This is a genomic window from Pantoea sp. PNT03 (assembly GCF_014852515.1).
GTDB lineage: Bacteria > Pseudomonadota > Gammaproteobacteria > Enterobacterales > Enterobacteriaceae > Pantoea > Pantoea leporis.
This window is the reverse complement of sequence record NZ_JACVBT010000001.1, coordinates 18,047-42,547: the sequence shown is the minus strand read 5'-3', so window position 1 is coordinate 42,547 and position 24,501 is coordinate 18,047. Positions and strand designations below refer to the sequence as shown.

At 55.0% G+C, this 24,501-nt stretch carries 26 protein-coding genes and 1 other RNA gene; 18 read left to right on the top strand and 9 right to left on the bottom strand.

Features of this window, described 5'->3' with window-relative positions; all coding sequences use genetic code 11:
* Positions 1 to 41: 41 nt before the first annotated feature.
* Positions 42 to 620, bottom strand: coding sequence for a nucleotide exchange factor GrpE (gene grpE, locus IB226_RS00215; RefSeq protein WP_101763451.1), 579 nt, complete (start codon positions 618 to 620; stop codon positions 42 to 44).
* A 122-nt stretch (positions 621 to 742) separates the two neighbouring features.
* Between grpE and nadK the strand changes: the two genes are divergently transcribed.
* The 3 genes from nadK (at position 743) to bamE (ending at position 3,903) form a co-directional block, all read left to right on the top strand.
* A complete protein-coding gene (nadK, locus tag IB226_RS00210; protein WP_061718023.1) occupies positions 743 to 1,621 on the top strand; it encodes an NAD(+) kinase in 879 nt (292 codons plus the stop codon).
* 85 nt (positions 1,622 to 1,706) lie between these two features.
* A complete protein-coding gene (gene recN, locus IB226_RS00205) occupies positions 1,707 to 3,368 on the top strand; it encodes a DNA repair protein RecN (protein ID WP_101763450.1) in 1,662 nt (553 codons plus the stop codon).
* Positions 3,369 to 3,555: 187 nt separating this feature from the next.
* Positions 3,556 to 3,903 carry an outer membrane protein assembly factor BamE gene (bamE, locus tag IB226_RS00200; protein ID WP_101763449.1) on the top strand — a complete coding sequence of 116 codons (348 nt, stop codon included), beginning with the start codon at positions 3,556 to 3,558 and terminating at the stop codon, positions 3,901 to 3,903.
* A gap of 54 nt (positions 3,904 to 3,957) precedes the next feature.
* Here the strand turns inward: bamE and IB226_RS00195 are convergent, their stop codons facing one another.
* Together IB226_RS00195 and IB226_RS00190 are read right to left on the bottom strand one after the other, a co-directional pair.
* On the bottom strand, positions 3,958 to 4,248 hold the full coding sequence (locus IB226_RS00195; protein WP_110868282.1) for an RnfH family protein: 291 nt from the start codon (positions 4,246 to 4,248) through the stop codon (positions 3,958 to 3,960).
* Positions 4,241 to 4,675 (bottom strand): type II toxin-antitoxin system RatA family toxin, encoded by a 435-nt coding sequence (locus IB226_RS00190; protein ID WP_008101549.1) that lies wholly within the window; start codon positions 4,673 to 4,675, stop codon positions 4,241 to 4,243. Before IB226_RS00190 ends, IB226_RS00195 begins: the two co-directional genes overlap by 8 nt.
* Positions 4,676 to 4,834: 159 nt before the next feature.
* On the opposite strand from IB226_RS00190, the gene smpB reads away from it, so the two are divergent.
* The 3 genes from smpB (at position 4,835) to IB226_RS00175 (ending at position 6,686) form a co-directional block, all read left to right on the top strand.
* Positions 4,835 to 5,317, top strand: coding sequence for an SsrA-binding protein SmpB (smpB, locus tag IB226_RS00185; RefSeq protein WP_007886141.1), 483 nt, complete (start codon positions 4,835 to 4,837; stop codon positions 5,315 to 5,317).
* 44 nt (positions 5,318 to 5,361) lie between these two features.
* Positions 5,362 to 5,724, top strand: a transfer-messenger RNA (tmRNA) gene (gene ssrA / locus IB226_RS00180).
* 107 nt (positions 5,725 to 5,831) lie between these two features.
* Entirely contained in the window at positions 5,832 to 6,686 is an 855-nt protein-coding gene (locus IB226_RS00175) for a PA4780 family RIO1-like protein kinase (RefSeq protein ID WP_101763447.1), read from the top strand.
* On the opposite strand, the gene IB226_RS00170 is transcribed toward IB226_RS00175, so the two are convergent.
* Positions 6,653 to 6,820, bottom strand: a complete 168-nt coding sequence (locus IB226_RS00170) for a hypothetical protein (RefSeq protein ID WP_192232972.1) — start codon at positions 6,818 to 6,820, stop codon at positions 6,653 to 6,655. The genes IB226_RS00175 and IB226_RS00170 overlap by 34 nt on opposite strands.
* Positions 6,821 to 7,044: 224 nt before the next feature.
* Here IB226_RS00170 and IB226_RS00165 point away from each other — a divergent pair, with 224 nt between their 5' ends.
* On the top strand, positions 7,045 to 7,401 hold the full coding sequence (locus IB226_RS00165; RefSeq protein WP_110868297.1) for a hypothetical protein: 357 nt from the start codon (positions 7,045 to 7,047) through the stop codon (positions 7,399 to 7,401).
* 124 nt (positions 7,402 to 7,525) lie between these two features.
* A complete protein-coding gene (locus IB226_RS00160; protein WP_008101584.1) occupies positions 7,526 to 8,185 on the top strand; it encodes an epoxyqueuosine reductase QueH in 660 nt (219 codons plus the stop codon).
* A 134-nt stretch (positions 8,186 to 8,319) separates the two neighbouring features.
* Here the strand turns inward: IB226_RS00160 and mgtA are convergent, their stop codons facing one another.
* Entirely contained in the window at positions 8,320 to 11,043 is a 2,724-nt protein-coding gene (mgtA, locus tag IB226_RS00155) for a magnesium-translocating P-type ATPase (RefSeq protein ID WP_192232969.1), read from the bottom strand.
* Positions 11,044 to 11,849: 806 nt separating this feature from the next.
* On the opposite strand from mgtA, the gene IB226_RS00150 reads away from it, so the two are divergent.
* From IB226_RS00150 to speG, 6 genes are read left to right on the top strand one after another with little or no spacing between them, the layout of a single operon-like run.
* The gene (locus tag IB226_RS00150) at positions 11,850 to 13,418 is read left to right on the top strand and encodes an ABC transporter substrate-binding protein (protein WP_101763445.1); all 1,569 of its coding nucleotides are present in this window, start codon (positions 11,850 to 11,852) and stop codon (positions 13,416 to 13,418) included.
* The gene (locus IB226_RS00145) at positions 13,418 to 14,470 is read left to right on the top strand and encodes an ABC transporter permease (protein WP_192232967.1); all 1,053 of its coding nucleotides are present in this window, start codon (positions 13,418 to 13,420) and stop codon (positions 14,468 to 14,470) included. Before IB226_RS00150 ends, IB226_RS00145 begins: the two co-directional genes overlap by 1 nt.
* Entirely contained in the window at positions 14,467 to 15,324 is an 858-nt protein-coding gene (locus IB226_RS00140) for an ABC transporter permease (RefSeq protein ID WP_101763443.1), read from the top strand. Before IB226_RS00145 ends, IB226_RS00140 begins: the two co-directional genes overlap by 4 nt.
* Positions 15,314 to 16,147 carry an ABC transporter ATP-binding protein gene (locus IB226_RS00135; protein ID WP_061718038.1) on the top strand — a complete coding sequence of 278 codons (834 nt, stop codon included), beginning with the start codon at positions 15,314 to 15,316 and terminating at the stop codon, positions 16,145 to 16,147. Before IB226_RS00140 ends, IB226_RS00135 begins: the two co-directional genes overlap by 11 nt.
* Positions 16,140 to 16,832, top strand: coding sequence for an ABC transporter ATP-binding protein (locus IB226_RS00130; RefSeq protein WP_137386313.1), 693 nt, complete (start codon positions 16,140 to 16,142; stop codon positions 16,830 to 16,832). Before IB226_RS00135 ends, IB226_RS00130 begins: the two co-directional genes overlap by 8 nt.
* Positions 16,829 to 17,374: a spermidine N1-acetyltransferase gene (gene speG / locus IB226_RS00125; RefSeq protein ID WP_008101618.1), complete on the top strand. Its 546-nt coding sequence runs from the start codon at positions 16,829 to 16,831 to the stop codon at positions 17,372 to 17,374. Before IB226_RS00130 ends, speG begins: the two co-directional genes overlap by 4 nt.
* 102 nt (positions 17,375 to 17,476) lie before the next feature.
* Here the strand turns inward: speG and IB226_RS00120 are convergent, their stop codons facing one another.
* From IB226_RS00120 to IB226_RS00105, 4 genes are all read right to left on the bottom strand, one after another.
* On the bottom strand, positions 17,477 to 17,896 hold the full coding sequence (locus IB226_RS00120) for a hypothetical protein (RefSeq protein ID WP_008101619.1): 420 nt from the start codon (positions 17,894 to 17,896) through the stop codon (positions 17,477 to 17,479).
* A gap of 87 nt (positions 17,897 to 17,983) precedes the next feature.
* Entirely contained in the window at positions 17,984 to 18,916 is a 933-nt protein-coding gene (gene mmuM, locus IB226_RS00115) for a homocysteine S-methyltransferase (RefSeq protein WP_192232965.1), read from the bottom strand.
* Positions 18,906 to 20,321: an S-methylmethionine permease gene (gene mmuP / locus IB226_RS00110; RefSeq protein WP_101763440.1), complete on the bottom strand. Its 1,416-nt coding sequence runs from the start codon at positions 20,319 to 20,321 to the stop codon at positions 18,906 to 18,908. Before mmuP ends, mmuM begins: the two co-directional genes overlap by 11 nt.
* Positions 20,322 to 20,454: 133 nt before the next feature.
* Positions 20,455 to 20,793 (bottom strand): DUF2002 family protein, encoded by a 339-nt coding sequence (locus IB226_RS00105; RefSeq protein WP_008101622.1) that lies wholly within the window; start codon positions 20,791 to 20,793, stop codon positions 20,455 to 20,457.
* Positions 20,794 to 20,943: 150 nt separating this feature from the next.
* Here IB226_RS00105 and IB226_RS00100 point away from each other — a divergent pair, with 150 nt between their 5' ends.
* The 4 genes from IB226_RS00100 (at position 20,944) to nrdE (ending at position 24,494) form a co-directional block, all read left to right on the top strand.
* Positions 20,944 to 21,264, top strand: a complete 321-nt coding sequence (locus IB226_RS00100; RefSeq protein WP_008101623.1) for a DUF883 family protein — start codon at positions 20,944 to 20,946, stop codon at positions 21,262 to 21,264.
* Between the two features lie 462 nt (positions 21,265 to 21,726).
* Positions 21,727 to 21,969, top strand: a complete 243-nt coding sequence (gene nrdH, locus IB226_RS00095) for a glutaredoxin-like protein NrdH (protein ID WP_008101624.1) — start codon at positions 21,727 to 21,729, stop codon at positions 21,967 to 21,969.
* Between the two features lie 3 nt (positions 21,970 to 21,972).
* Positions 21,973 to 22,377, top strand: a complete 405-nt coding sequence (gene nrdI / locus IB226_RS00090) for a class Ib ribonucleoside-diphosphate reductase assembly flavoprotein NrdI (RefSeq protein WP_061718050.1) — start codon at positions 21,973 to 21,975, stop codon at positions 22,375 to 22,377.
* Positions 22,356 to 24,494 (top strand): class 1b ribonucleoside-diphosphate reductase subunit alpha, encoded by a 2,139-nt coding sequence (nrdE, locus tag IB226_RS00085; protein WP_192232963.1) that lies wholly within the window; start codon positions 22,356 to 22,358, stop codon positions 24,492 to 24,494. Before nrdI ends, nrdE begins: the two co-directional genes overlap by 22 nt.
* Positions 24,495 to 24,501 lie beyond the last annotated feature (7 nt).

The following is a 24,501-nucleotide window of genomic DNA, read 5'->3' as shown; positions in this document are numbered from 1 at the left end:
AAACGGCCGCATTAAGCGGCCGTTGTTATTACAGCGACAGATTAGCCTTTGGCTTTGGTCACTGCCACCATCGCCGGACGCAGCAGGCGACCATTGAGGGTGTAACCGCGCTGCATCACCATCAGCACGTGATTTGGCGCCATATCTTCTGATTCCATCATCGACATCGCCTGATGGATCTCTGGATTGAATGGCACATTGGTTTCGCCCACCACTTCCACGCCAAACTTACGCACCGCGCCCAGCAGCGACTTCAGCGTCAGCTCGATACCTTCGATCATCGAAGCCAGTTCAGCGTTCTCTTTGTCTGCCACTTCCAGCGCGCGCTCCAGGCTATCGATCACGGGCAGCAGCTCGTTGGCAAATTTCTCCAGCGCAAATTTATGCGCTTTTTCCACATCCATTTCAGTACGGCGACGAATATTTTCGATCTCCGCCTGCGCACGCAGCTGTGCATCACGCACGCCGGTTTGCGACACGGCTAACTCGGCTTCCAGTTGCGCGATACGCTCATCACGCGGATCCACCTCAGCGGTTGTCTCTGCGTCCACGTGCTGCTGATCCTGTTGAATTTCGTCTGAGACTTGCTCGTTTGGGGTGTTCTGTTCTTTACTACTCATGAATTTCTCCGCGTTTTGCACATTCATCTCGCTGGTTGGCTTATTATGGGGATCAGTTTGACGGTTTCAAGTAAACCCATCACATTGCCTGGCCGTTTTGGCTTATAAGGAACTCGCGCTAAATGAACAAACACTTTAACTGCATCGGGATTGTCGGCCATCCGCGCCATCCTACTGCGTTAACCACCCATGAAATGCTCTGGCGCTGGCTAACGGCAAAGGGTTATGAGGTGATTGTCGAGCAGCAGATTGCGCGCGAACTGGATTTGAAAAATGCCCAAACCGGCAGCCTTGCGGATATTGGTCAACGCGCTGATTTAGCTGTGGTGGTTGGTGGCGATGGCAACATGCTTGGTGCTGCCCGTGTGCTGGCGCGCTATGACATCAAAGTGATTGGCATCAACCGTGGCAACCTCGGTTTTCTCACCGATCTCGATCCGGACAATGCTCAACAGCAGCTGGACGATGTGCTGCAGGGCGATTACTTCGTCGAGAGCCGCTTCTTGCTGGAGGCGCAGGTATGCAAAGAAGCGTGCTCGCCGCGCATTGGTAGCGCCATTAATGAAGTGGTGCTGCATCCCGGTAAAGTTGCGCATATGATTGAATTCGAAGTCTATATTGATGAGGTGTTTGCCTTTTCACAGCGTTCCGATGGTTTGATTATCTCCACACCGACCGGCTCCACCGCCTATTCGCTTTCGGCGGGCGGCCCTATTCTGACGCCGTCGCTGGATGCGATTACGCTGGTGCCCATGTTCCCGCACACGCTTTCTGCGCGTCCGCTGGTCATCAACAGCAGCAGCACCATCCGCCTGCGTTTTTCTTCCCTGCGCAGCGATCTCGAGATCAGTTGCGACAGCCAGATTGCCTTGCCAATTCAGGAAGGTGAAGATGTCCTGATCCGCCGTAGCGCCAATCATCTCAATCTTATCCATCCTAAAAATTACAACTATTTTAATACCTTAAGTTCAAAGTTGGGCTGGTCTAAAAAATTGTTCTGAAAATCAGCGCTGACTACTTTACTGTATAAAAAACCAGGATATACTGTATGTAAAACCATATCTGTTTTTACATACAGGTGATTCTATGCTGGCACAACTGACCATCAGTAACTTTGCTATCGTTCGTGAACTGGAGATCGACTTTCATCGTGGTATGACGGCAATCACGGGTGAAACCGGCGCAGGTAAATCTATCGCCATCGATGCGCTGGGCCTGTGTCTGGGCGGCCGCGCTGAAGCAGATATGGTGCGTCAGGGTGCCAGTCGTGCTGATATCTGCGCCCGTTTCCAGCTCAAAGCTTCGCCTTCCGCACAACGCTGGCTGGTGGAGAATCAGCTGGATGAAGGCAATGAGTGTCTGCTGCGGCGTGTGATTAGCGCGGATGGTCGTTCGCGTGGCTTTATCAACGGCACATCGGTGCCGCTGTCGCAGTTGCGTGAACTGGGCCAGTTGCTGATTCAGATTCACGGCCAGCATGCTCACCAGTTGCTGCTCAAATCCGATCACCAAAAACATCTGCTGGATGCGTATGCAGCCCACGATGATTTGCTGTCTGAAATGCGCCATCACTATCAGCGCTGGCATCAGAGTTGCCGCGCGCTGGCACAGCATCAGCAGCTTTCGCAAGAGCGTGAATCCCGTCGCGAGCTACTGCAGTATCAGTTGAAAGAACTCAATGAATTTGCCCCGCAGCTGGGCGAATTTGAACAGATTGATGAAGAGTATAAACGCCTGGCGAACAGCGGCCAGTTGCTGTCCACTAGCCAGCAAGCGCTGCAAATTCTCGCCGATGGGGATGACACCAACCTGCAGAGCCTTCTTTATAGCGCTCGTCACATGCTGGGCGAACTGGTGACGCTGGATAATAAAGTCAGCGGCGTGTTCAATCTGCTGGAGGAAGCCGCGATTCAACTCAGTGAAGCCAGCGATGAACTGCGTCACTACTGCGAACGTCTGGATCTCGATCCCAATCGCCTGCATGAGCTGGAGCAACGTCTGTCACGGCAGATTGCATTGGCACGTAAGCACCATGTCGCACCTGAAACCTTGCCGGTGCTTTATCAGCAGTTGCTGGATGAAGCGGAACTGCTTTCGCAGCAAGAGAGCGATCAGGAAACTTTGCAGTCTGAAGTTGTCGCCCACCACAAAGCCGCGTTAGTCAGCGCTGAAAATCTGCATCAACTGCGCGAGCATTCCGCTCAAGAATTGAGCCAGCTGATTACGCAAAGCATGCGCACGCTGGCAATGCCGCACGGCCAGTTTGCCATTGTGCTGGAGTTCAATGCCGATCAACTCACCGCAGATGGCGCAACGCGCATTGATTTCCGCGTTACGACGAACCCAGGCCAGCCGCTCCAGCCGCTGGGCAAAGTGGCTTCCGGCGGTGAGCTGTCGCGTATCGCTCTGGCGATTCAGGTGATTACCGCACAGAAAATGGAAACACCGGCAATGATCTTCGATGAAGTAGATGTTGGCATCAGCGGCCCAACCGCCGCTGTTGTCGGTCAAATGCTGCGTCAGCTGGGCGAGTCAACACAGGTTATGTGTGTCACGCACCTGCCGCAGGTTGCCGGCTGCGGTCATCAGCACTTTTACGTCAGCAAAGAGACCGATGGTGCGATGACAGAAACGCATATGCAGCCGCTGGATAAACGCGCGCGTCTGCAAGAGTTGGCGCGTTTGCTGGGCGGCAGCGAGGTGACGCGCAACACGCTGGCCAACGCTAAAGAACTTTTAGCCGCCTGATACCGCACTTTTTTCCCGGCTGGTGGTCATATGCTTGCTCTGTAGAGGTTTCAAATAGCGAAAAGGTTTATTATCATCGGCAGTTATGTCGTCTGAGTAATAAAGCCTGCCGCAGGCAGAGTTCGGAATTTGATGGCAAAAAAATAGCCTGCTGAAAGGCGTTTGGCCCCAGAAAAGGAATGTATAGATGCGCTGTAAAACGCTGACTGCCGCGGCAGTAGTAATGTTGATGATGACCGCTGGATGTTCCACCCTTGAGCGCGTTGTGTATCGTCCGGATATCAATCAGGGGAATTACCTGGTCGCCAACGATGTGTCGAAAATTCACAACGGCATGACGCAGCAGCAGGTTGCCTACACGCTCGGTACGCCGATGATGCGCGATCCGTTTGGCAGCAACGTTTGGTATTACGTGTTCCGCCAGGAACCAGGCCATGAAGGTGTGAAACAGCAAACGCTGACGCTGACCTTTGACAGCAACGGAACACTGACTAACATCGACAATAAGCCGAAGCTCTCAGGCAAAGAAGGCTAAGTGAACGGCAATAAAAAAGGCGCTTAAGCGCCTTTTTTCGTTTTTACATTCCGACTATTTCTTCTCAGCTGACCGCTCTGCGCGTTGACGCCGTAACTCTTTCGGGTCGGCAATCAGCGGACGATAGATCTCAATGCGATCACCATCCTGGACGGCATCACCCAATTTTACCGGGCGGCTATAAATCCCAACCTTATTCGAGTTCAAGTCAATATCTTTACGCAGTGACAGCAACCCCGAAGCCTTGATCGCTTGCTCAACGGTTGCGCCTTCTTCAAGCGTTACGGCACGCATATACTGCTTGTCTGGCAGTGCGTAAACCACTTCCACGCTGATATCAGGCACGATAAACCTCTTTTGCGCGCTGACTGAACGCCTGCACCATGCTATTTGCCAGCTCTTTAAAGATGCGGCCGAACGCCATTTCTACCAGCATATTGGTGAACTCAAAATCGAGGTTCAACTCAACCTTGCAGGCATCATCACCTAATGAAGTGAAATGCCAGCCGCCGGTCAATTTACGAAACGGGCCATCAACCAACTGCATCAATATGCTTTGGTTGCTGATCAGCGTGTTGCGCGTAGTGAAAGTTTTACTGATGCCCGCTTTCGAGACATCAACGGCCGCGGTCATTTGATCTCCGCTGTTATCCAGCACGCGACTGCCGGTGCAGCCCGGCAGAAACTGAGGATAAGCATCCACGTCATTCACAAGACGGTACATCTGTTCAGCGCTATAAGGGACCAGCGCTGAACGACTAATCTGGGCCATAATGGTTCCTGTTCATCACAAAACCATTGAATAATACCATTTTCAGTCACCAAACAAAAATTCACGGCTTTGCTTGCTGTGCTAAAATGGAGTGTTTTTTACCGCCCTGCAGGACAGGGGATGCGCCCATAAACTGAGTGATGTAGACTACGCCGCACTATGACAAAGAAAAAAGTTAACAAACCCGGTTCAGCCACTATTGCCCTCAATAAACGCGCACGTCATGAATACTTCATTGAAGAAGAGTTCGAGGCGGGTATGTCGTTGCAAGGATGGGAAGTCAAATCACTCCGTGCCGGTAAGGCTAACATCAGCGATAGCTACATTCTGTTGCGCGATGGTGAAGCTTACCTGTTCGGCTCTACTTTCCAGCCGCTAGCGGTTGCTTCGACGCATGTGGTGTGTGATCCCACGCGAAGCCGCAAGCTGCTGCTGAAACAACGCGAACTCGATTCGCTGTACGGTCGCGTCAACCGCGAAGGTTTTACCGTGGTTGCGCTGTCGATGTACTGGAAGAATGCCTGGGCCAAACTGAAGATCGGTGTGGCACGCGGTAAGAAAGAGCACGACAAGCGTGACGACGTGAAAGAGCGCGAATGGAAGATGGACAAAGCGCGCATTATGAAGAATTCAAAGCGTTAAGCGCTGGATTTTAGCGTCGCTTGTCTGTAGTATTGAAATTTCTTGGGGCTGATTCTGGACTCGACGGGATTGTGAAGCCTTAGGAGCATGCCGAGGGGCGGTTTGCCTCGTAAAAAGCCGCAAAAAAATAGTCGCAAACGACGAAAACTACGCTTTAGCAGCTTAATAACCTGCTTTGAAGCCCTCTCTCCCTAGCTTCCGCTCTTAAGACGGGGATCAAGAGAGGTCAAACCCAAAAGAGATCGTGTGGATGCCTTGCCTGGGGTTGAAGCACTAAATCTAATCAGGCTAGTTTGTCAGTGGCGTGTCTGTCCGCAGCTGGCCGGCGAATGTAAAGACTGACTAAGCATGTAGTGCCGACGGTGTAGTAATTTCGGACGCGGGTTCAACTCCCGCCAGCTCCACCAAAATTCTCCATCGATGATCACCAGAGTCATTCGATGAAGTCCTAAGAGCCCGTATGGCGCAAGCCTTACGGGCTTTTTTGTATCTGGACTCTTTCAAGGCGACTCGCATGAAAATCCCAAACCGACTCCAGCCTCTCGTCGATGATGGCCTGGTAGATGAAGTACTACAAAGACTAAGAAGCGGCAAAGAAGCTGACGTTTATACCGTGTTAACGGGCGGCAAAATCCAGTGTGCGAAAGTGTACAAGGACGCCACACAACGAAGTTTCAAGCAGGCCGTGCATTATCAGGAAGGGCGCAAAGTCCGCAACAGCCGTAATTCACGTGCGATGCAAAAAGGGTCGAAATTCGGGCGCAAGCAGCAAGAAGAGACCTGGCAAAGCGCGGAAGTTGATGCGTTATTCCGCCTGGCGAATGCTGGCGTACGCGTCCCGCAGCCCTACATTTGCATCGACGGCGTTTTGTTGATGGAGCTGGTCACAGACGCAGAAGGTCTGGTTGCGCCACGCCTGAGCGATGTGTTCCTGACCGAAGAGAACGCCCTGAAGGATTTCGATACCATGATCCGCAATATCGTGCGCATGCTGTGCGCCGGCATTGTTCATGGTGATCTGTCGGAATTCAACGTGCTGCAGGATGCCAACGGACCGGTGATTATCGACTTGCCACAAGCGGTTGATGCCGCGGCAAACAACCACGCTGAATCGATGTTTGAGCGCGATGTGAACAATATCACCGCCTATTATGGTCAATATGCTCCGCAGATTTTGCAAACGCGCTATGCGAAAGAGATCTGGCAGTTATATGAAGATGGAAAGCTGACGCCAGAAACGCCACTCACCGGTCTCTTCGTAGAAGAGGTGCATGAAGTGGATATGAACTCATTGATGGATGAGATTATCGCCGCCGAAGATGAGTTCTATGATCGTCAGCGCGCCGCTAAAGAGCGCGACGAAGAGTAGAGGCGGCTCCACAGCTCAGGCAGGCTGGCGATAAACGCCTCGGCTATCGCGTGTTTATTGCCACCCGGATTCCACAACGTTACCAGCGTAAAGTTCAATCCCTGATTGCCAACCTCGGTACGCAACCGTTGCACGTTGCGCCACTGCTATGCTGCGCCAGGCAGATAGCAGATTAATATTGCAGAGCCACCGCTCAGGTGGCTCTTATCCCTTCCTGCAACAACCTAAAATGCTATCTACTGGTGATTTTGCCAGCGAAACTAGACCTTTTTCATTCCTGGTTTATTCTTAAATCTTTCCATCCCGGCCTGTGCCAGGATGATTACCTGAGACGACATATTTCATGAAAGAGGGAATTATGAAAAAGACCATTATTGCACTGTCAGCCATTCTGATGGCATCTTCGGCTTTTGCCGCGACCACACATGCAACTGATGAAACTGTCGCTAACGCGCAGGCCGGTGCGAATACCGCTAAAGAAAAACTGCATCAGGCGCAGAACGAAGGTAAAGAGCAGCAGCTGAAAGCGAAGCATGCGGCAGAAGGCAAAAGCGATAACCTGACCAGCAAAGCCAGCGAAGGTACGCAGAAAGCCTGGAACAAAACCAAAGAAGGTTCTGAGAAAGGTTGGGATGCCACCAAAGAAGGCACGCAGAAAGGCTGGAATAAAACCAAAGAAGGTGCCAGCGATCTGAAAAAGAAAGTGACTGAATAAGGTTCGTCGCTCAATCCAGAGGCCGCGTTTGCGGCCTTTTTTTATTGCCTGTTTTCCCTCAACTTTGCATCTTTAACGCTATCCCCTTAGACTTTACCCAACACTCCATTAACCAATAATGCTCATGTCTGACACCTTTACCCGCCAGCCGCTGCCCTTACCCAACGGTCATAATAAAGTCCTGTTGCACTCCTGCTGTGCGCCCTGCTCGGGCGAAGTGATGGAAGCGATGCTGGCTTCCGGCATCGATTACACCATCTTCTTCTACAACCCAAACATTCATCCGCTGAAAGAGTATGAGCTGCGTAAAGAGGAGAATATCCGCTTTGCCGAGCAGTTTGGCGTGCCCTTTGTTGATGCCGATTATGATAAAGACAATTGGTTTGAGCGGGCGCGTGGCATGGAGTGGGAACCGGAACGTGGCGTGCGCTGCACCATGTGTTTCGACATGCGCTTTGAACGCACCGCGCTGTATGCACATGAAAACGGTTTCCCGGTGATCACCAGTTCACTCGGTATTTCGCGCTGGAAGAATATGCAGCAGATCAACGACTGCGGCGTGCGCGCGGCGGCGCACTATCCCGATATGCTTTATTGGGAGTTCAACTGGCGGAAAGGTGGCGGCTCGTCACGCATGATTGAGATCAGCAAGCGCGAACGTTTCTATCAGCAGGAGTATTGCGGCTGCATCTACTCGCTGCGCGACAGCAATCGCCATCGTGTAGCTAGCGGCCGCGAGCGCATTGAGATCGGCGTGCAGTATTACCAGCCCGACGAAGAGTAAAGAAAAGGGCAGGAAATCCTGCCCTTTTTTCATTAACGAAACACCAGCGTTAACACCACCATGACAACCATCATCATTATCAGGTGAAACACCACCTTATTGAGATTGCGGTTACGCATTTCACCTCCATGTGTTTAAAACCACTGGCCAAAGCGCTTGATGTAGAGCATTTTCATGCCCTGCGCGACCACGCAATACCCGAGCAGCGTTGCCACCAGCCATGGGAAGTAAGCCCATGGCAACGGCACCAATCCCACCATCGCGCCCAGCGGTGAGAACGGCAGCAGAATGCCGGCGATCATCACACACGCAGTGGTCAGCAGCACCGGCAGCGCCGCACGGCTCTGGATAAACGGAATCTTTTGCGTGCGCAGCATGTGCACCACCAGCGTTTGCGACAGCAAGCCTTCAATAAACCAGCCGGACTGGAACAGCGACTGCATTTCTGGCGTATTCGCCGCGAACACGAACCACATCAGCGCAAAAGTGGTGATATCGAAAATCGACGACGTTGGCCCAATCCACAACATGAAGCGTTTGATATTACGCGCGTCCCATTTACGCGGCTTACGCAGGAACTCGCGGTCCATTTTGTCCCACGGCAGTGCCAGCTGGGACAGATCGTACATCAGGTTCTGAATCAGCAGATGAATCGCCAGCATCGGCAGGAACGGAATAAAGGCGCTCGCCACCAACACCGAGAACACGTTGCCGAAGTTCGAGCTGGCGGTCATGTTCAGGTACTTAATGATGTTGCCGAAGGTTTCGCGTCCCTTCATTACGCCCTCTTCCAGCACCATCAAATCTTTTTCCAGCAGGATGATATCGGAGGACTCTTTAGCGATGTCCGCCGCGCTATCAACGGAAATCCCCACATCGGCATCACGCAGCGCCGGCGCATCATTAATCCCGTCGCCGAGGAAGCCAACGGTGTGGCCCTGCTGCTGAAGCGCGCGCAGGATGCGTGATTTCTGCAGCGGCGTGAGTTTAGCGAATACCGCACTCTGTGCGGCGGCGTCTGCCAACTGCTCGTCGCTCATCAGGGCAATTTGGTCGCCGGTGACGATCGCGCCGCTGTCGATGCCAACCTGCTGGCAAATGCGCGCGGTCACCACCGGATTATCACCGGTCAGCACTTTGACGCTAACGCCATTGTCGCGCAGCGCACCGATAGCTTTGGCGGCGCTCTCTTTCGGTGGATCAAGGAAGGTCAGCAGCCCTTCTACCGTTAAGCCTTGCTCATCCGCCACGCTCAGCGGCTGCTGTAAACCCGGATCCGCCAGCACGCGGCTCGCCACCAGCAGCACGCGAAAACCCTGCTCATTGTATTGATGAGCCAGCGCCAGCAGTTCTGCACGACGCGTTTCGTTCAGCGGCTGCACCAGTTTGCCTTCACGCTCGGCAGTCGCGATGCTCAGCATCTCTTCCACCGCGCCTTTGCAGATCAGCATCTGCTGATTGAGACGACGATCGCGCACCACCACCGAGACGCGACGGCGAATGAAATCAAATGGCAGTTCATCCACTTTGATATAGGTATCGCTTACCGCTTCGCTGACGCGGTTTTTGCCGTACTGCAAAATGGCGCGATCCATCAGATTCAGCGTGCCACTTTGATAGTGGCTGTTGAGCCAGCTCAGCATCAGCACGCGTGAGTTCTCCACGCCAGCACAATCCAGATGATGCTCCAGAATGATGTTGTCCTGCGTCAGCGTGCCGGTTTTGTCGGTGCAGAGAATATCCATCGCGCCGAGGTTTTGAATCGCATTCAGACGTTTGACGATCACTTTACGCCGCGACATGGCGATGGCACCTTTCGCCAGGTTGGAGCTAACGATCATCGGCAACATTTCCGGCGTTAAACCTACCGCTACCGCCAGCGCAAACAGTGAAGCATCCAGCCAGTCGCCTTTGGTTAGGCCATTAATCAGCAACACCACCGGCACCATCACCAACATGAAGCGGATCAGCAGCCAGCTCACGCTGTTGACGCCGCGGTCAAAGGCGGTTTGTGAGCGATTACCCACAATCGATTTCGCCAGGCTACCGAAGTAAGTTTCGCTGCCGGTTGCCACTACCACCGCTTTGGCGCTGCCGCTGGACACGTTGGTGCCCATCAGGCAGACGCTGCCCAGTTCCAGCAGCGATGTGCCCTGTTCGCTGGCACCGCTGCTTTTGCTGGTGACGTGGCCGGTGACGTCATACTTCTCAACCGGTAACGATTCGCCGGTCAAAATCGCCTGGCTGATAAACAGATCGCGTGAATCCAGCAGCCGCACATCGGCTGGCACCAAATCCCCCGCCGACAGATAGATGATGTCACCCGGCACCAGCGTGGCGATATCGACTTCCTGTTTGAGCGGCGCTTGCTGCGCTGACTCACGACGCAGCACCGTGGCGGTGGTGCGCACCATCGATTTCAGCGCCTGCGCCGCTTTATTGGTACGGAACTCCTGCCAGAAGCGCAGCAAACCGCTGAGCGTTACCATCGTCACAATGATGATGACACCGGTCAGATCGGTCTCCTCGCCGTTGCGCAGCGGCAGCCAGAAATCAGTGAAAAAGCTCACCAGCGCCAGCGCCATCAGGACATAGATAAACGGATTGTTGAATGCCTGCAGCAACTGCAACAACGCCGGTGGCGCTTTGTCGTGTTCGACCTGATTGCGGCCATATACATTCAGGCGCGCCTCGGCTTCACGTTCACTCAGGCCAAGCGCATCGCTGCGCAGACGCACCAGCGTTTCGTCGGCAGTAAAACCGGCTTCATCTTCAATCAGGTAACGCGGTGTTTTTTGACGCGGCTGGCGCGTGGTGTTCCAGGCTTTTTTGTCCTGGTTGAGTTTCATGTCAGTCATAGTGACATTCCTCTTTATTACGGCAATAAAAATCCCTGCGTGCGAGGCACACAAATTAAATTAACGGCAATGCGTTTGTTAAATTAAAAATAACCTGTCGGGAATTTCCATATCACCTCCCGGAAATTAAAGACGAAAAGAGTCGCTCGCAAAATAACGAGTAATAAATAAAGACGAAGGTAAACACCACGCAATCGAACAGCGAAAAGCCGTCTAATGTGCAGCGCTAATCAGCACGCTGAGGTTCAGCGCGCGTATCGAGGCGGAGGGAAAAGTGTGTTAAAAATCATGTGCATGATGATATCCCCACGGGCTTTGGCCCGTTACAATGTCGTTTAAAGGGAACAATCATCAGAAAAGAGAGGATTGCTGCCCGCCGTGTTGGCAAGCAGCGACAAAAAAGTTCGCGCGTCAGCTTGCCTTGTGATGCCAACTAAAAGGGTGACTGTCCAACTGAACTCTCCTGCTTTGAAATTGCGGCCATTATATTCTGGCAAGTAACGAAGTAAAGTTAATTATCGGTTAGTCACCCATCATTTATATTCCGTTGCAGTTGAGTTGATATTACCTCTGATGCACATTCCGTAGAGGCACGATTAATCGCGCGATTTTGCATTAACGATCCTGCACCCAAAGCCCATCCACACATTGCGCAATGAATTGCGCCGCTACGGATTGTGCGGTTTTCCCTTATAACTGAACCATGCGTCTTAGATCATTAATGCATATGCATAGCCTGAAATTGACTATTCTTCACTGCTGCGCTCTCGTAAACTCGCGTTACTTTTTTTAGGCAAGGAAACAACATGAAAAAAATTATTCCATCACTGCTGGCGTTATCGCTGGTAGCCGCCTTCTCTGTTCAGGCAGCGACGCCGAAAGATACGCTGGTGATTGCCCAGTCTACCGATGATGCCGACAGCTTCGACCCTGCGCAGGGCTTCGAACTCACCACGGTGCAAGCGTTCACTAACATTTATCAGCGCCTGGTTCAGTCCGATCCCACCAATCCAACCGATTTGCAGCCAACGCTGGCCACGTCCTGGCAAGCGGGCAGCGATAATCGCAGCCTGACGTTTGAACTGCGCAAAGGCGCTCAGTTCGCCAGCGGCAATCCGCTGCGTCCAGAGGATGTGATCTTCTCACTGGGTCGCGTGGTGAAACTCAACCTCGATCCCTCCTTTATTCTTACCCAACTTGGCTGGAATAAAGACAACGTCGATACCTTCCTGAAAAAGGTTGATGACAACCACGTACAGATCAGCTGGAGCGCCAACGTCAGCCCGGCGTATGTGCTCAGCCTGCTCTCCGCGCCGGTCTCTTCGATTGTTGATGAGAAAACCGCGCAGGCCAACGCGAAGAACGGTGACTTCGGCCACGCGTGGCTCGGTACTCACTCTGCCGGTAGCGGCCCGTATCAGATTCGTAAAGTGGTGCTGCACGAAGCGATTCTGCTGAGCGCGAATCCAACTTCGCCAGCGGGCGCTCCGAAGCTGAAAAATATCCTGATTAAAAACGTTCCGGAACCGGCTGCGCGTCGTCTGCTGCTGGAACAGGGCGATGTGGATATCGCGCGTAACCTCGGTGCGGATCAAATCGCCTCGTTGAAAGGCAAAGCGGGCGTGAAGACCGAAGCGATTCCGATGGCGTCGCTCTACTACATTCAGTTCAACATCGGTGAAAACCCGGTGCTGAAGAACCCGGCGCTGTGGGAAGCAGCTCGATACCTATTCGACTATAAAGGTATCGCTAACGACCTGCTGAAAGGCCAGTTCGACGTGCATCAAACCTTCCTGCCGAAAGGCTTCCTCGGCGCAATCAACGACACGCCATACACTTACGATCCTGAAAAAGCCAAAGCGATTCTGAAGAAAGCCGGTCTGACCAACGTCAGCTTCACGCTTTCCACCAGCAACCAGCCGCCTTACCTCGATATCGCGCAGGCGCTGCAGGGTAGCTTTGCCAAAGGCGGCGTGAAAGTGGAAGTGCAACCTGGCCTGAGCTCTGAAGTCTCGACCCGCGTGAAGGCGCACAAATATGAAGCCACCCTGAACGCCTGGGGCGCAGACTATTTCGATCCCAACACCAACGCCGCGTCCTTCGCTTACAACCCGGAAGATGGCAGCAAAACCGTGGCTTACCGTTCTGACTGGCACATCCCGGAGCTGAACAAGCAAACGCTGGCCGCCACCGCCGAGAGCGATAACAACAAGCGCGTCGAACTCTATCAGGCGATGCAGCGTGAAGTGCTGAAGAACTCGCCGTACGTGATTGGCTTGCAGGCGAAAAACCTGATTGCGCTGCGCGACAATCTGCAAGGCTATGTGCAGGGCATCAACCCGGACATGGTGTATTACTCGCAGGTTTCTAAGTAATGGCAGTGTCAGCTTCACAGGCCGGGTTCGCCCGGCCACTTTGGCAACGCGTTAGCCACATCGTCACCAGCCTGCTCTCGCTGCTGGTGACGTTGGTCGGTTTGTTAGCGTTCACTTTTATGCTGTCGCACCTTTCGCCAGTCGATCCGGTGCAACAGATCGCAGGCGATCACGCCAGCGAAGCCACCTACGCGCAGGTGCGACACGATCTCGGTCTTGATCAGCCGGTGCTGGTGCAGTTCTGGCGCTATATCAGCCATTTGGCGCGCGGCGATCTCGGCTTATCGCATCTGACCAATCAACCGGTCAGCGCCGATCTGATGCGCACCTTCCCGGCCACCATTGAGCTGGCCACCTGCGCGATGATTTTTGCCGCGGTGTTCGGCATTACCTTAGCGCTGCTGGCGGCGTGGAAGCCGGGCAGCATCATCGATAACGTGGCGCGTTTTGTTTCGCTGCTCGGCTACTCGGTGCCGGTGTTCTGGCTCGGCTTGCTGGGTTTGCTGCTGTTTTATGCCGTGCTGCACTGGTCCGCCGGACCGGGCCAGCTTGATGACATCTGGATCTACACGCTGGAGCCAAAAACCGGCTTTGTGCTGATTGATAGCTGGATGTCCGGCGATGCCGAGATGTTCCGCAATGCGATTGCCCACTTGTGGCTGCCGGTGGTGATTCTCGGCCTGCTGGCGATGGCGGGTATCACGCGCCTGCTGCGCGCGGCGCTGCTGGAAGAGAGCAGCAAAGAGTATGTGGTGCTGGCGCGTGCGAAAGGTGCCAGCCGTGGCCGCATTTTGCTGCGTCATATTTTCCCCAACGTGCTGGGCACGCTGATTACCGTTATCGCCCTCTCCTACGCCACGCTGCTGGAAGGTTCGGTACTGACCGAAACGGTATTTGCCTGGCCGGGCGTTGGTCGCTACATGACTAACGCGCTGTTTTCCTCCGATGTACCGGCGATTCTCGGCTCGACCTTGCTAATTGGCAGCTGCTTTATTCTGCTCAACGCGCTGGCCGATGCCCTGACCTGGTTAACCGATCCGAGAACCCGATGACTCAACAACTCTCTGAACTGGAAACGCTGCGTCCGCGCCGCCGCCGCGCGCGCGTGACCTCGCTTTCCATCGGCCTGACGTTGGTGCTGATTGTGGTGGCGATGGCGTTGTTCGCGCCATTGCTGGCGCCTTTCGATCCCAATGCGCAGATCATCTCCCAGCGTTTGCAGGCGCCATCGGCGCTGCACTGGTTTGGCACCGATGGCTTTGGCCGCGATCTGCTGTCACGCGTGATTTATGGCGCGCGCCCCACGCTGCTGTTGGTGTCACTGATTCTGGTGCTGACCATTCCGGTTGGCCTGCTGGTCGGCATCACCGCCGGTTACGTGGGCGGCTGGACCGAGCGCGTGTTGATGCGCATAACCGATATCTTCCTGTCGCTGCCGAATCTGGTGATCGCGCTGGCGCTGGTCGCCATGCTCGGCCCCGGCTTGATGAATGGCGCACTGGCGCTGGCGCTCACCAGCTGGCCGCCGTTTGCCCGTCAGGCGCGCGCGGAAACGCTGGCGCTGCGCCGCAGTGATTATCTCGCCGCCGCGCGCATGCAGGGCATCACCGGTTTACGCCTGATGTTTGGCCACATTCTGCCGCTGTGTATGCCAACGGCGGTGGTACGTGCCGCGCTGAGCCTCGGCGGAATCATTCTTTCAGCGGCGGGCCTCGGCTTCCTTGGCATGGGCGTGCAACCGCCTACCGCCGAATGGGGTTCGATGGTGGCAGAAGGCAGTAAAGTGATCTTCGACCAATGGTGGGTAGCCGCCGCACCCGGCGGCGCGATTCTGTTCGCCAGCCTGGCGTTTAACCTGACAGGCGATGGCCTGCGTGACCGACTGGATACTCGTCATGCCAAATGATCTGTTAATTGATGTACAAGGCCTGACGATTCGCAGCGATGATGCGCTGCTGGTCGATAACATCGGCTTTCAAATTGGCCGCGAGCGCGTAGCGCTGGTGGGTGAATCCGGTTCCGGTAAATCACTCACCGCGCGCACGCTGATGGGCTTGCTGTCACCTTCGCTGCACTTGCAGGCCGACCGTTTGCAGATTGTCGGCACCGATGCGTTGAGCCTGCGCGAGCGTGACTGGATTCAACTGCGCGGCAGCAAAGTAGCGATGGTGATGCAGGATCCGAAATATGCGCTTAATCCCACGCGCACCATTGGCTGGCAGGTGGAAGAACCGCTGGTGCTGCACCACAAATTGAGCCGCGCTGAACGTAAAGAGAAAGTGTGCGAGATGCTGGATGCGGTGGGCTTGCCCGACCCGCGTCAGCTGATGAAACGCTATCCGCATCAACTTTCTGGCGGCATGGGGCAACGCGTGATGCTGGCGATCGCCCTGATCACCGATCCTGAACTGCTGATCGCCGATGAACCTACGTCGGCACTCGATCACGCGATGCGCGATCAGGTGCTGGCGCTAATTCGTCGTCTGGTTGAGCAGCGCAACATGGGTTTGCTGCTGATCAGCCACGATCTGCAACAGGTTTCCGAGCACTGCGAACGTGTGATGGTGATGTATCAGGGCCGCGTGCTGGATACCTTGCCGGCGTCCGAACTCTCCAACGCCAGCCATCCTTACACCAGCACCTTGTGGGCCTGTCGCCCGAGTAAAGCCACGCACGGCGAGCGTTTGCCGGTGCTGGATCGTGCCGCGCTGGAGAAGAATTATGATTGAGTTAGCGAACCTCAGCGTTTCGCACAAGCAAGGTTACGAGCTGCGCACCGTGGTGCACGATGTGTCGCTGCAGGTCGCGGCCGGTGAGTGTTTTGGTCTGGTTGGTCCGTCCGGCTGCGGCAAGTCGTCGCTGCTGTGGGTGCTGGCGGGATTGAATCCGCACTGGAGCGGCAGCATGTCGCTGGCGGGCACCGCCGTGCAGCCCGGCAAAGCGTTTACCGGCCAGCTGCGCCGCGATGTGCAGATGGTGTTTCAGGATCCCTACGCTTCGCTGCATCCGCGCCATCGCCTGCGTCGCACGCTGGCGGAACCGCTGAAAATGCTCAAACGTGATAACATCGACGACCGCATTAATGCCGGGTTCCGCCATGTCGGGCTCGATCCGGCGCTGGCGGATCGCTATCCGCATCAGCTTTCAGGCGGTCAGCGTCAGCGCGTAGCGATTGTGCGCGCCCTGCTGCTGGAACCCAAGATCCTGCTGCTGGATGAGCCGACCTCGGCGCTGGACATGTCGGTGCAGGCTGAGATCCTCAACCTGCTCAACGATCTAAAGCAAAAAGATGGTTTAACCATGGTGCTGGTCAGCCACGATCCGGATGTGATCGATCACATGTGCGATCGCGCGGCGCGTATGGCGCAGGGCCGCATCGTGGAGCAACATTCAACAACAAGGAACACCGTATGACGGTTAAGTTACGTCCGCTGGAGCGGGAAGATTTACGCTTTGTGCACCAATTAGATAACAACGCCAGCGTGATGCGTTACTGGTTTGAAGAACCGTACGAAGCGTTTGTCGAGCTTTCAGACCTGTATGACAAACATATCCATGACCAAACCGAGCGTCGCTTTGTGGTGGAGCATGATGGACACAAAGCCGGGTTGGTGGAGTTGGTCGAGATTAATCACGTGCATCGCCGCGCTGAGTTTCAAATCATTATCGATCCTTCCCATCAGGGCAAAGGCTTAGCCACCAAAGCGGCAAAGCTGGCGATGGATTACGGCTTTTCGGTGCTGAATCTCTACAAACTCTATCTAATTGTCGATGAAGAGAATAAGAAGGCGGTGCATATCTACACCAAGCTGGGTTTTGAGGTGGAAGGCGTACTGAAGCACGAATTTTTCATCAACGGCGAATACCGCAACACCATCCGCATGTGCATTTTCCAGCAGCAACATCTGGCGCAGCATAAAAGCGCCAATGCGATGGTGAAGCCTACCGCGCAGTAACTCAAACTGTTGAATGATTTGTAGCGGCGCAATTAATTGCGCTGTTTTTTTTCGCGGCAAGATTGCGCAATAAATTGCGCCGCTACGATCGGTGCGGGCTTATTAACCCCGCGCGCCGACGACGTTCAGCTTCGGCTGTGGATGTTCTGGTTTGAGATCGTACATGCCGCCGTAGAAGGGATCGACCAGCAGCCAGCCGGGGAAGCCCAACAGCGGAATATTGCCGAGCAAATACCACAGATTGGCATTGGCCTCGATCGGCAAGGTTAGCGGCACGTAGCCCGGACTCTCCAGCATCACCTGATAGTGCTTCTTACCAAAGTAATTCCCGGTCGATTTCGCCAGCTCGACGGTTTGCGGCGTATAGCCCTGCGCCACCGCGCGGCCGGTCTCATCCTGCACGGTGAAACGCGCGCCTTGCGGCAGGGAGTCGATTTTTACCGGTTGCGTTTCAGTGCCGACAATGGTGGCGCAGCCGCTCAGCAGCAGCGCACAGGCAGGAAAAAGAGGTCGCAGGTTCATAGCAGGTCCGCTTCAGCATCAGATAGGACAGTGTAAACTGCCCTTCTGTTCTTAATCGCGCTATCACTGATGATTTTCTGCGCTTTATTACGGTTGACAACAGGCAGCAATCGCCGCGATATCCTGCGGCGTGGTTCGGCAGCAGCCGCCAATCAGACGTGCGCCCGCCTGCTGCCATTCGGCGAATTTGTCATGCAGCGTGCAGCCCGACGGCGCGGAGTGCCAGGTTTTGCTGCTAGCATCGTACTGCTCGCCGGAGTTCGGATAGACCAGCAGCGGCTTATCACACAGCGCCTGGAAGCGGCGCAGAGCGGGCGTTACGCTCTCCAGCGCCACGCAGTTGATGCCAACCGCCACCACCTGCGGTGCCGCATGCACCAGCTCAGCCACTTTACTCAACGGCGTGCCGTCGCTGATGTGTTCGGCATCGCGCAGGGTAAAGGAGAACCACGCGCTGCTGGCAGGGAATTCAGCCAGTAAACTCACCAGCGCCTGCGCTTCGGTAAAGGACGGCAACGTTTCACAGGCCAGCAGATCGACACCCGCTTCCAGCAACGCCTTCACGCGCGGACGGTGGAACGCTTTCATCTCCTCTTCCGGCAGCGCGTAATCACCGCGATACTCCGCACCATTGGCCAGAAAAGCGCCATACGGCCCGACCGAACCGGCCACCAGCAAGGGCGCGGTGCTGGCGGAAGATGCGCGATAGTCATCACGCGCGCGCTGCGCCAGCTGTACGCTCTGGGTGATCAGTGCCAGCGCCTGCGCTTCATCTAAGCCGCGCGCGGCAAAACCCTGCGGCGTGGCCTGATAGCTGGCGGTAATCGCCACATGCGCGCCAGCGGCAAAGTAATCGTGATGCACCTGATAAATCAGCTCAGGATTTTCCATCAGCACTTTGGCCGACCACAACGCATCGGCCAGATTGCAGCCGCGCGCCTCCAGCTCGGTCGCCAGCGCACCATCCAGAATCAGCGTGTCAGTTTGGGTTAGTGCCTGCGCGATGGGATTACGCGACATCGTTGGCCTCCTCAGCCTTAAGGGATGACTTGCGTCGTTGCGTGACATGGTATGCGGCATAGCAGAACAGCACAAACGGAATGCCGCACCACAGCGCGATACGCTGCGACGGATCGAACGCCAGTCCGACGCACGCCAGCAGGCATAACAGGAAGCCCAGAATCGGCGTCAGCGGATAGAGCGGCGCGCGATACGCCAGCTGTTGTAAGCTGCCGCCCGCCTGCAGATGGCGACGACGGAACACATAGTGCGAGGCGCAGATGCTGAGCCACACCGCCACCACGGCAAAACCGGAAATCGCCGACAGCGCCACAAACACTGTGTCCGGCGCAATCACACTGGAGAACAGCGCCAGCAAGCCGCCAATCATGCTCACGGTCAGCGCCAGCACCGGAATGCCACGACGGTTGACGCGCGCAAAACAGCGCGGCAGCGTCTTCTCATTAGCCAGCGACCACAACATGCGGCCAGAAGCATACAGGCCGGAGTTGGCGGCGGAGAGAATGGCGGTGAGGATCACGAAGTTGAAAATATCCGCCGCGTACGGGATGCCGATCTTTTCAAACACCAGCACAAACGGGCTTTTAACGATCCCGGCCTGATCCATCGGGATCAGCGCCGCCAGCACAAATACCGTGCCGATAAAGAAGATGATCAACCGTGCGACGGTGGTGCGGATCGCCAGCGGCAGCGCTTTTTGTGGCTGCTCGGTTTCACCGGCAGCGATACCGATCAATTCCGTGCCCGAGAAAGCGAAGTTGACCGCCACCATGGTCATCAGAATCGGCAGCGTGCCGTGCGGCAGCCAGCCGGAAGCGGTGAGATTGTGTAATCCCGGCGCAGCACTGCCGTCTTTCATCGGGATAAAACCAAAGATCGCGCCCGCTCCGAGAATGATAAAGGCGATGATGGTGATCACTTTAATGATGGAGAACCAGAATTCACCTTCGGCAAAGAAGCGCGTTGAGACGATATTCAGCAGATAAATAGCGATGCAGAACACCAGACACCATGTCCACACCGGCACGCTCGGGAACCAGTACTGCATGCAGAATCCGGCGGCGGTCAGGCTGGAACCCAGCGCCACCGTCCAGGTGAGCCAGTAAAGCCAGGCGACGGTATAACCGGTGGCCGGACTGAGATAGCGCGCGGCATAGACGTGGAACGCGCCGGTTTCCGGCATCGCCACGGCCAGTTCGCCGAGACAGACCATCACCAACCACACCACCAGCGCACCAATCAGATAGGCCAGCAAGGTGCCGGCTGCACCGGTGGTTGAGATGATGTAGCCGGTATTGAAGAACAGTCCGGTTCCGATCACACCGCCCAGCGACAGCATCACCAGATGCCGTACTTTCATGGTGCGCTTAAAGTTTTCCTGTGGAGGCGTATCCTGAGTTTGCATGATATTTATCCGTATGGACGTCTGAACATCTATATGGACACAAGGTTATACGCGTCAGCGTGCGGATTTGCAACGGGGCAGAAGGAGAGGATTGAGTCAGGGTTTGCGGCCCCGCGTGAAACGGGGCGCAAGTTCAGGCGCCAAATACGCCTTGCAGATAACGCTCAAGCGCAACGCGCGAGCTGAAGCCGTGCGGAATGCCGTAATGCTCCTGCGAATCGCCCATTAAATAGAGTGGGAATTGCGTGTAGTGATCGCAGGTTTTCATCTCTGAAGCCGGTTCAGCAAAGCTCTGGCTTTTCTCTTTCAGCGTCGGGTGAATGATTAAGGCGGTCCGTCCCATACGCGCTTCGCGATTGACGTACACATAGTTTTCGCCGCGACGATAACCGTAAATTTTTGGCGTTTGGGTATCCATTTCGAAGCCCACTTTCTCAAGTACGCGCGCTACCTCATCTGGTCGTAAATACATGCTTGCTCCTCTCTTCTCACAGCCCCGCAACCTTACAGCAGCAGGATGGCATGGGCATTCGGAATTTTCCCTAAAGCCTGGCACATCCCTGCGTTTAATCACGCTTCGTCTACACTAAGTATTACGTGTTAAATCAAAGGGAGCTAAAAAATGTTTAATCGAAGCGCAAAAAACGATGACATTGATATCAATCAGGATGTAAACGAACTAGCCGATTCGCTAGAGGCGTTACTTAAATCTTATGGCAGTGAAGCTAAAGACGAAGTTGATAATGCCCGTAGCCAGGCGCAGGCGCTGTTAAAGCAGACGCGTGCCAAACTGAGCGGCGGACAGAGTCGCGTATCGCAAGCGGCACGTGATGCGGGTACGCAGGTTGACGCCTATGTCCACGACAAGCCGTGGCACGGCGTGGGCGTTGGTGCGGCGATAGGCTTAGTGCTTGGCGCGTTGCTGGTATCTTCACGCCGATAAGCATGTGTTCGTTGATGCAATGAGCCTCGCTGATGCGGGGCTTTTTTGTGGGCGCGAGATAGTGCGCGCTTTCCCTCACCCTAACCCTCTCCCGCAGGCGGGAGAGGGAATGTTTAGGTGGCGTTCAACTGTAAACACCTATGCTGGATCGGCTCCTTCTCCCGCTTGCGGGAGAAGGCTGGGATGAGGGTCAAATCGCACAAAATCCAACCACCTCTCCCATCTCATTCCCTTTACAAAAAATTTTTCCGGCCTGGAAGGCGCATGATCTCTGGTCTTAGCGAATATCCGAAGATCAAAATCACAAAACCCTATATCTGGTGGGCTTGACCCTTTTACCTACTACATCTAGTATTCAACCCATCAACTAACTACCAAATGTCGTCAAGGACGAAGTTCGATGCAAACAGGAATTTGCTTCGTATCTCGCAATCTGACCGCAATCAAAGGGAAATACGAATCATGCGCATTATTATTTACACCAAAGACAACTGTGTCCAGTGCAATGCGACTAAAAATGCCATGGACCGCAAAGGTATCGACTATCAGCTGATCAACCTTGATACCCAACCTGAAGCCATCGACAACCTCAAATCTCTCGGCTATCGCCAGGTGCCAGTGGTGATGACACAAGACGATCACTGGAGTGGCTTCCGTCCCGACAAAATTGCCAGCCTGCGCCAGCTCGCGGCCGTCGGGGGATAAGCCATGTTTCCACTGGTCTATTTCTCTAGCCAGTCGGAAAACACGCACCGATTCATCACGCGTCTTGGGCTGCCTGCCCGCCGCATTCCGGTTGACGGCAAGCAGCGCCTGCATATCGAACAGCCCTACATTTTAGTGGTGCCGAGCTACGGCGGCGGCAGTTCGCGCGGTGCGGTGCCGAGACAAGTGATTCAATTCCTCAATGATGATGCCAACCGACGCGGGATTCGCGGGGTGATCGCTGCCGGTAACCGCAACTTCGGTGAAGGCTATTGCCTGGCGGGCGACATCATTGCGCAGAAATGTCAGGTTCCCTATCTCTACCGCTTTGAGCTGATGGGAACCCCCGACGATATCGCTAATGTAAAAGCGGGAGTGACCCAATTTTGGCAACGACAGACACCCTAAACAGCTCGCTGACTGATTACCACGCGCTTAACGCGATGCTGAACCTGTATGACGCCGATGGCCGCATCCAGTTCAGTAAAGATCACGAAGCGACGCGCCAGTTCTTCCTGCAGCATGTACAACCCAATACCGTGCAGTTTGCCTCGGCAGGCGAGCGCCTGCGCTATCTGGTGGCCGAAGGCTACTACGAAGCCGAGGTGCTGAATCAGTACGCTTTCGATTTCCTGTGTCAGCTGCACGATGAAGCTGATGCGGCAGGTTTCGCCTTTCACACCTTCCTCGGGGCGTGGAAGTTTTACACCAGCTACACGTTGAAAACCTTCGACGGCAAACGCTATCTGGAAACCTTCGAACAGCGCGCCTGCATGGTGACGCTGACGCTGGCACGCGGCAATGAAACCTTAGCGCGCGAGCTGCTGGCGGAAATGCTGAGCGGTCGCTTCCAGCCGGCTACGCCAACTTTCCTTAACTGCGGTAAGCAGCAGCGCGGCGAGCTGGTCTCCTGCTTCCTGCTGCGCATCGAAGACAACATGGAATCGATTGGTCGCGCGGTGAACTCGGCGCTGCAACTGTCGAAACGCGGCGGCGGCGTAGCGTTCCTGCTCTCTAACCTGCGTGAATCGGGCGCGCCGATTAAGCGTATTGAGAACCAGTCGTCCGGCGTAATTCCGGTGATGAAGATGCTGGAAGATGCGTTCTCCTACGCTAACCAGCTGGGTGCACGTCAGGGCGCAGGTGCGGTGTGGCTGAATGCGCATCACCCGGATATTTTCCGCTTTCTCGATACCAAACGTGAAAACGCCGACGAGAAGATCCGCATCAAAACGCTGTCGCTCGGCGTGGTGATCCCGGATATCACCTTCCAGCTGGCGAAAGAGAATCGCGATATGGCGCTGTTCTCGCCGTACGATGTCGAGCGCATCTACGGCAAAGCCTTTGGTGATATCAGCATCAGCGAGCATTACGACGAGATGCTGGCGGACGATCGCATCACCAAAACCTACATCAAGCCGCGCGATTTCTTCCAGACGCTGGCGGAGATTCAGTTTGAATCGGGCTACCCGTACATCATGTTTGAAGACAGCGTGAACCGCAGCAACCCGATTGCCGGGCGCATCAACATGAGTAATCTCTGTTCCGAGATTTTGCAGGTTAACAGCGCCAGCGAATTCAATGACGATCTTAGCTATCGTCGCGTCGGCAAAGATATCTCCTGCAACCTCGGCTCTCTCAACATTGCGCATGCCATGGATTCGCGCAATCTGGCGCAAACCGTGGAAACCGCCGTGCGTGCACTGACCGCCGTTTCCGAGATGAGTGAGATCAATTCGGTGCCTTCGGTGGCGGAAGGCAATCGCCGCTCGCACGCGATTGGCCTCGGTCAGATGAACCTGCATGGTTATCTGGCGCGCGAAGGCATGGCGTACGGTTCAGAAGAGGCGCTGGATTTCACCAATCTCTATTTCTATTGCGTCACCTATCACGCCGTGCGCACCTCGAATCTGCTGGCGCAGGAGCATCAGAAGAGTTTCGACGGTTTCGCCGAGTCGAAATACGCCAGCGGCAGTTACTTCGATAAATATGTCGAACAGCGCTGGCTGCCGCGCACCGCGCGCGTGGCAAAACTGTTCGCCGATGCCGGACTGACTCTGCCAACGCAGGCCGACTGGCAAGCGCTGCGTGCAGCGGTGATGCAACATGGGCTGTACAACCAGAACCTGCAGGCGATTCCGCCCACCGGTTCGATCTCGTACATCAACCATGCGACCTCCAGCATTCACCCGATTGTGTCGCGCATTGAGATCCGTAAAGAGGGCAAAACCGGCCGCGTTTACTATCCGGCGCCGTTTATGACCAACGACAATCTCGACCTCTATCAGGATGCGTACTCCATTGGGCCGGAAGCGATTATTGATACCTACGCCGAAGCCACGCAGCACGTCGATCAAGGCCTGTCGCTGACGCTGTTCTTCCGCGACGACGTCACCACGCGCGATATCAACAAAGCGCAGATCTACGCGTGGAAAAAAGGCATCAAAACGCTCTATTACATCCGTCTGCGCCAGATGGCGCTTCAAGGCACCGAGGTGCAGGGCTGCGTCTCCTGCTCACTGTGATGAAAAC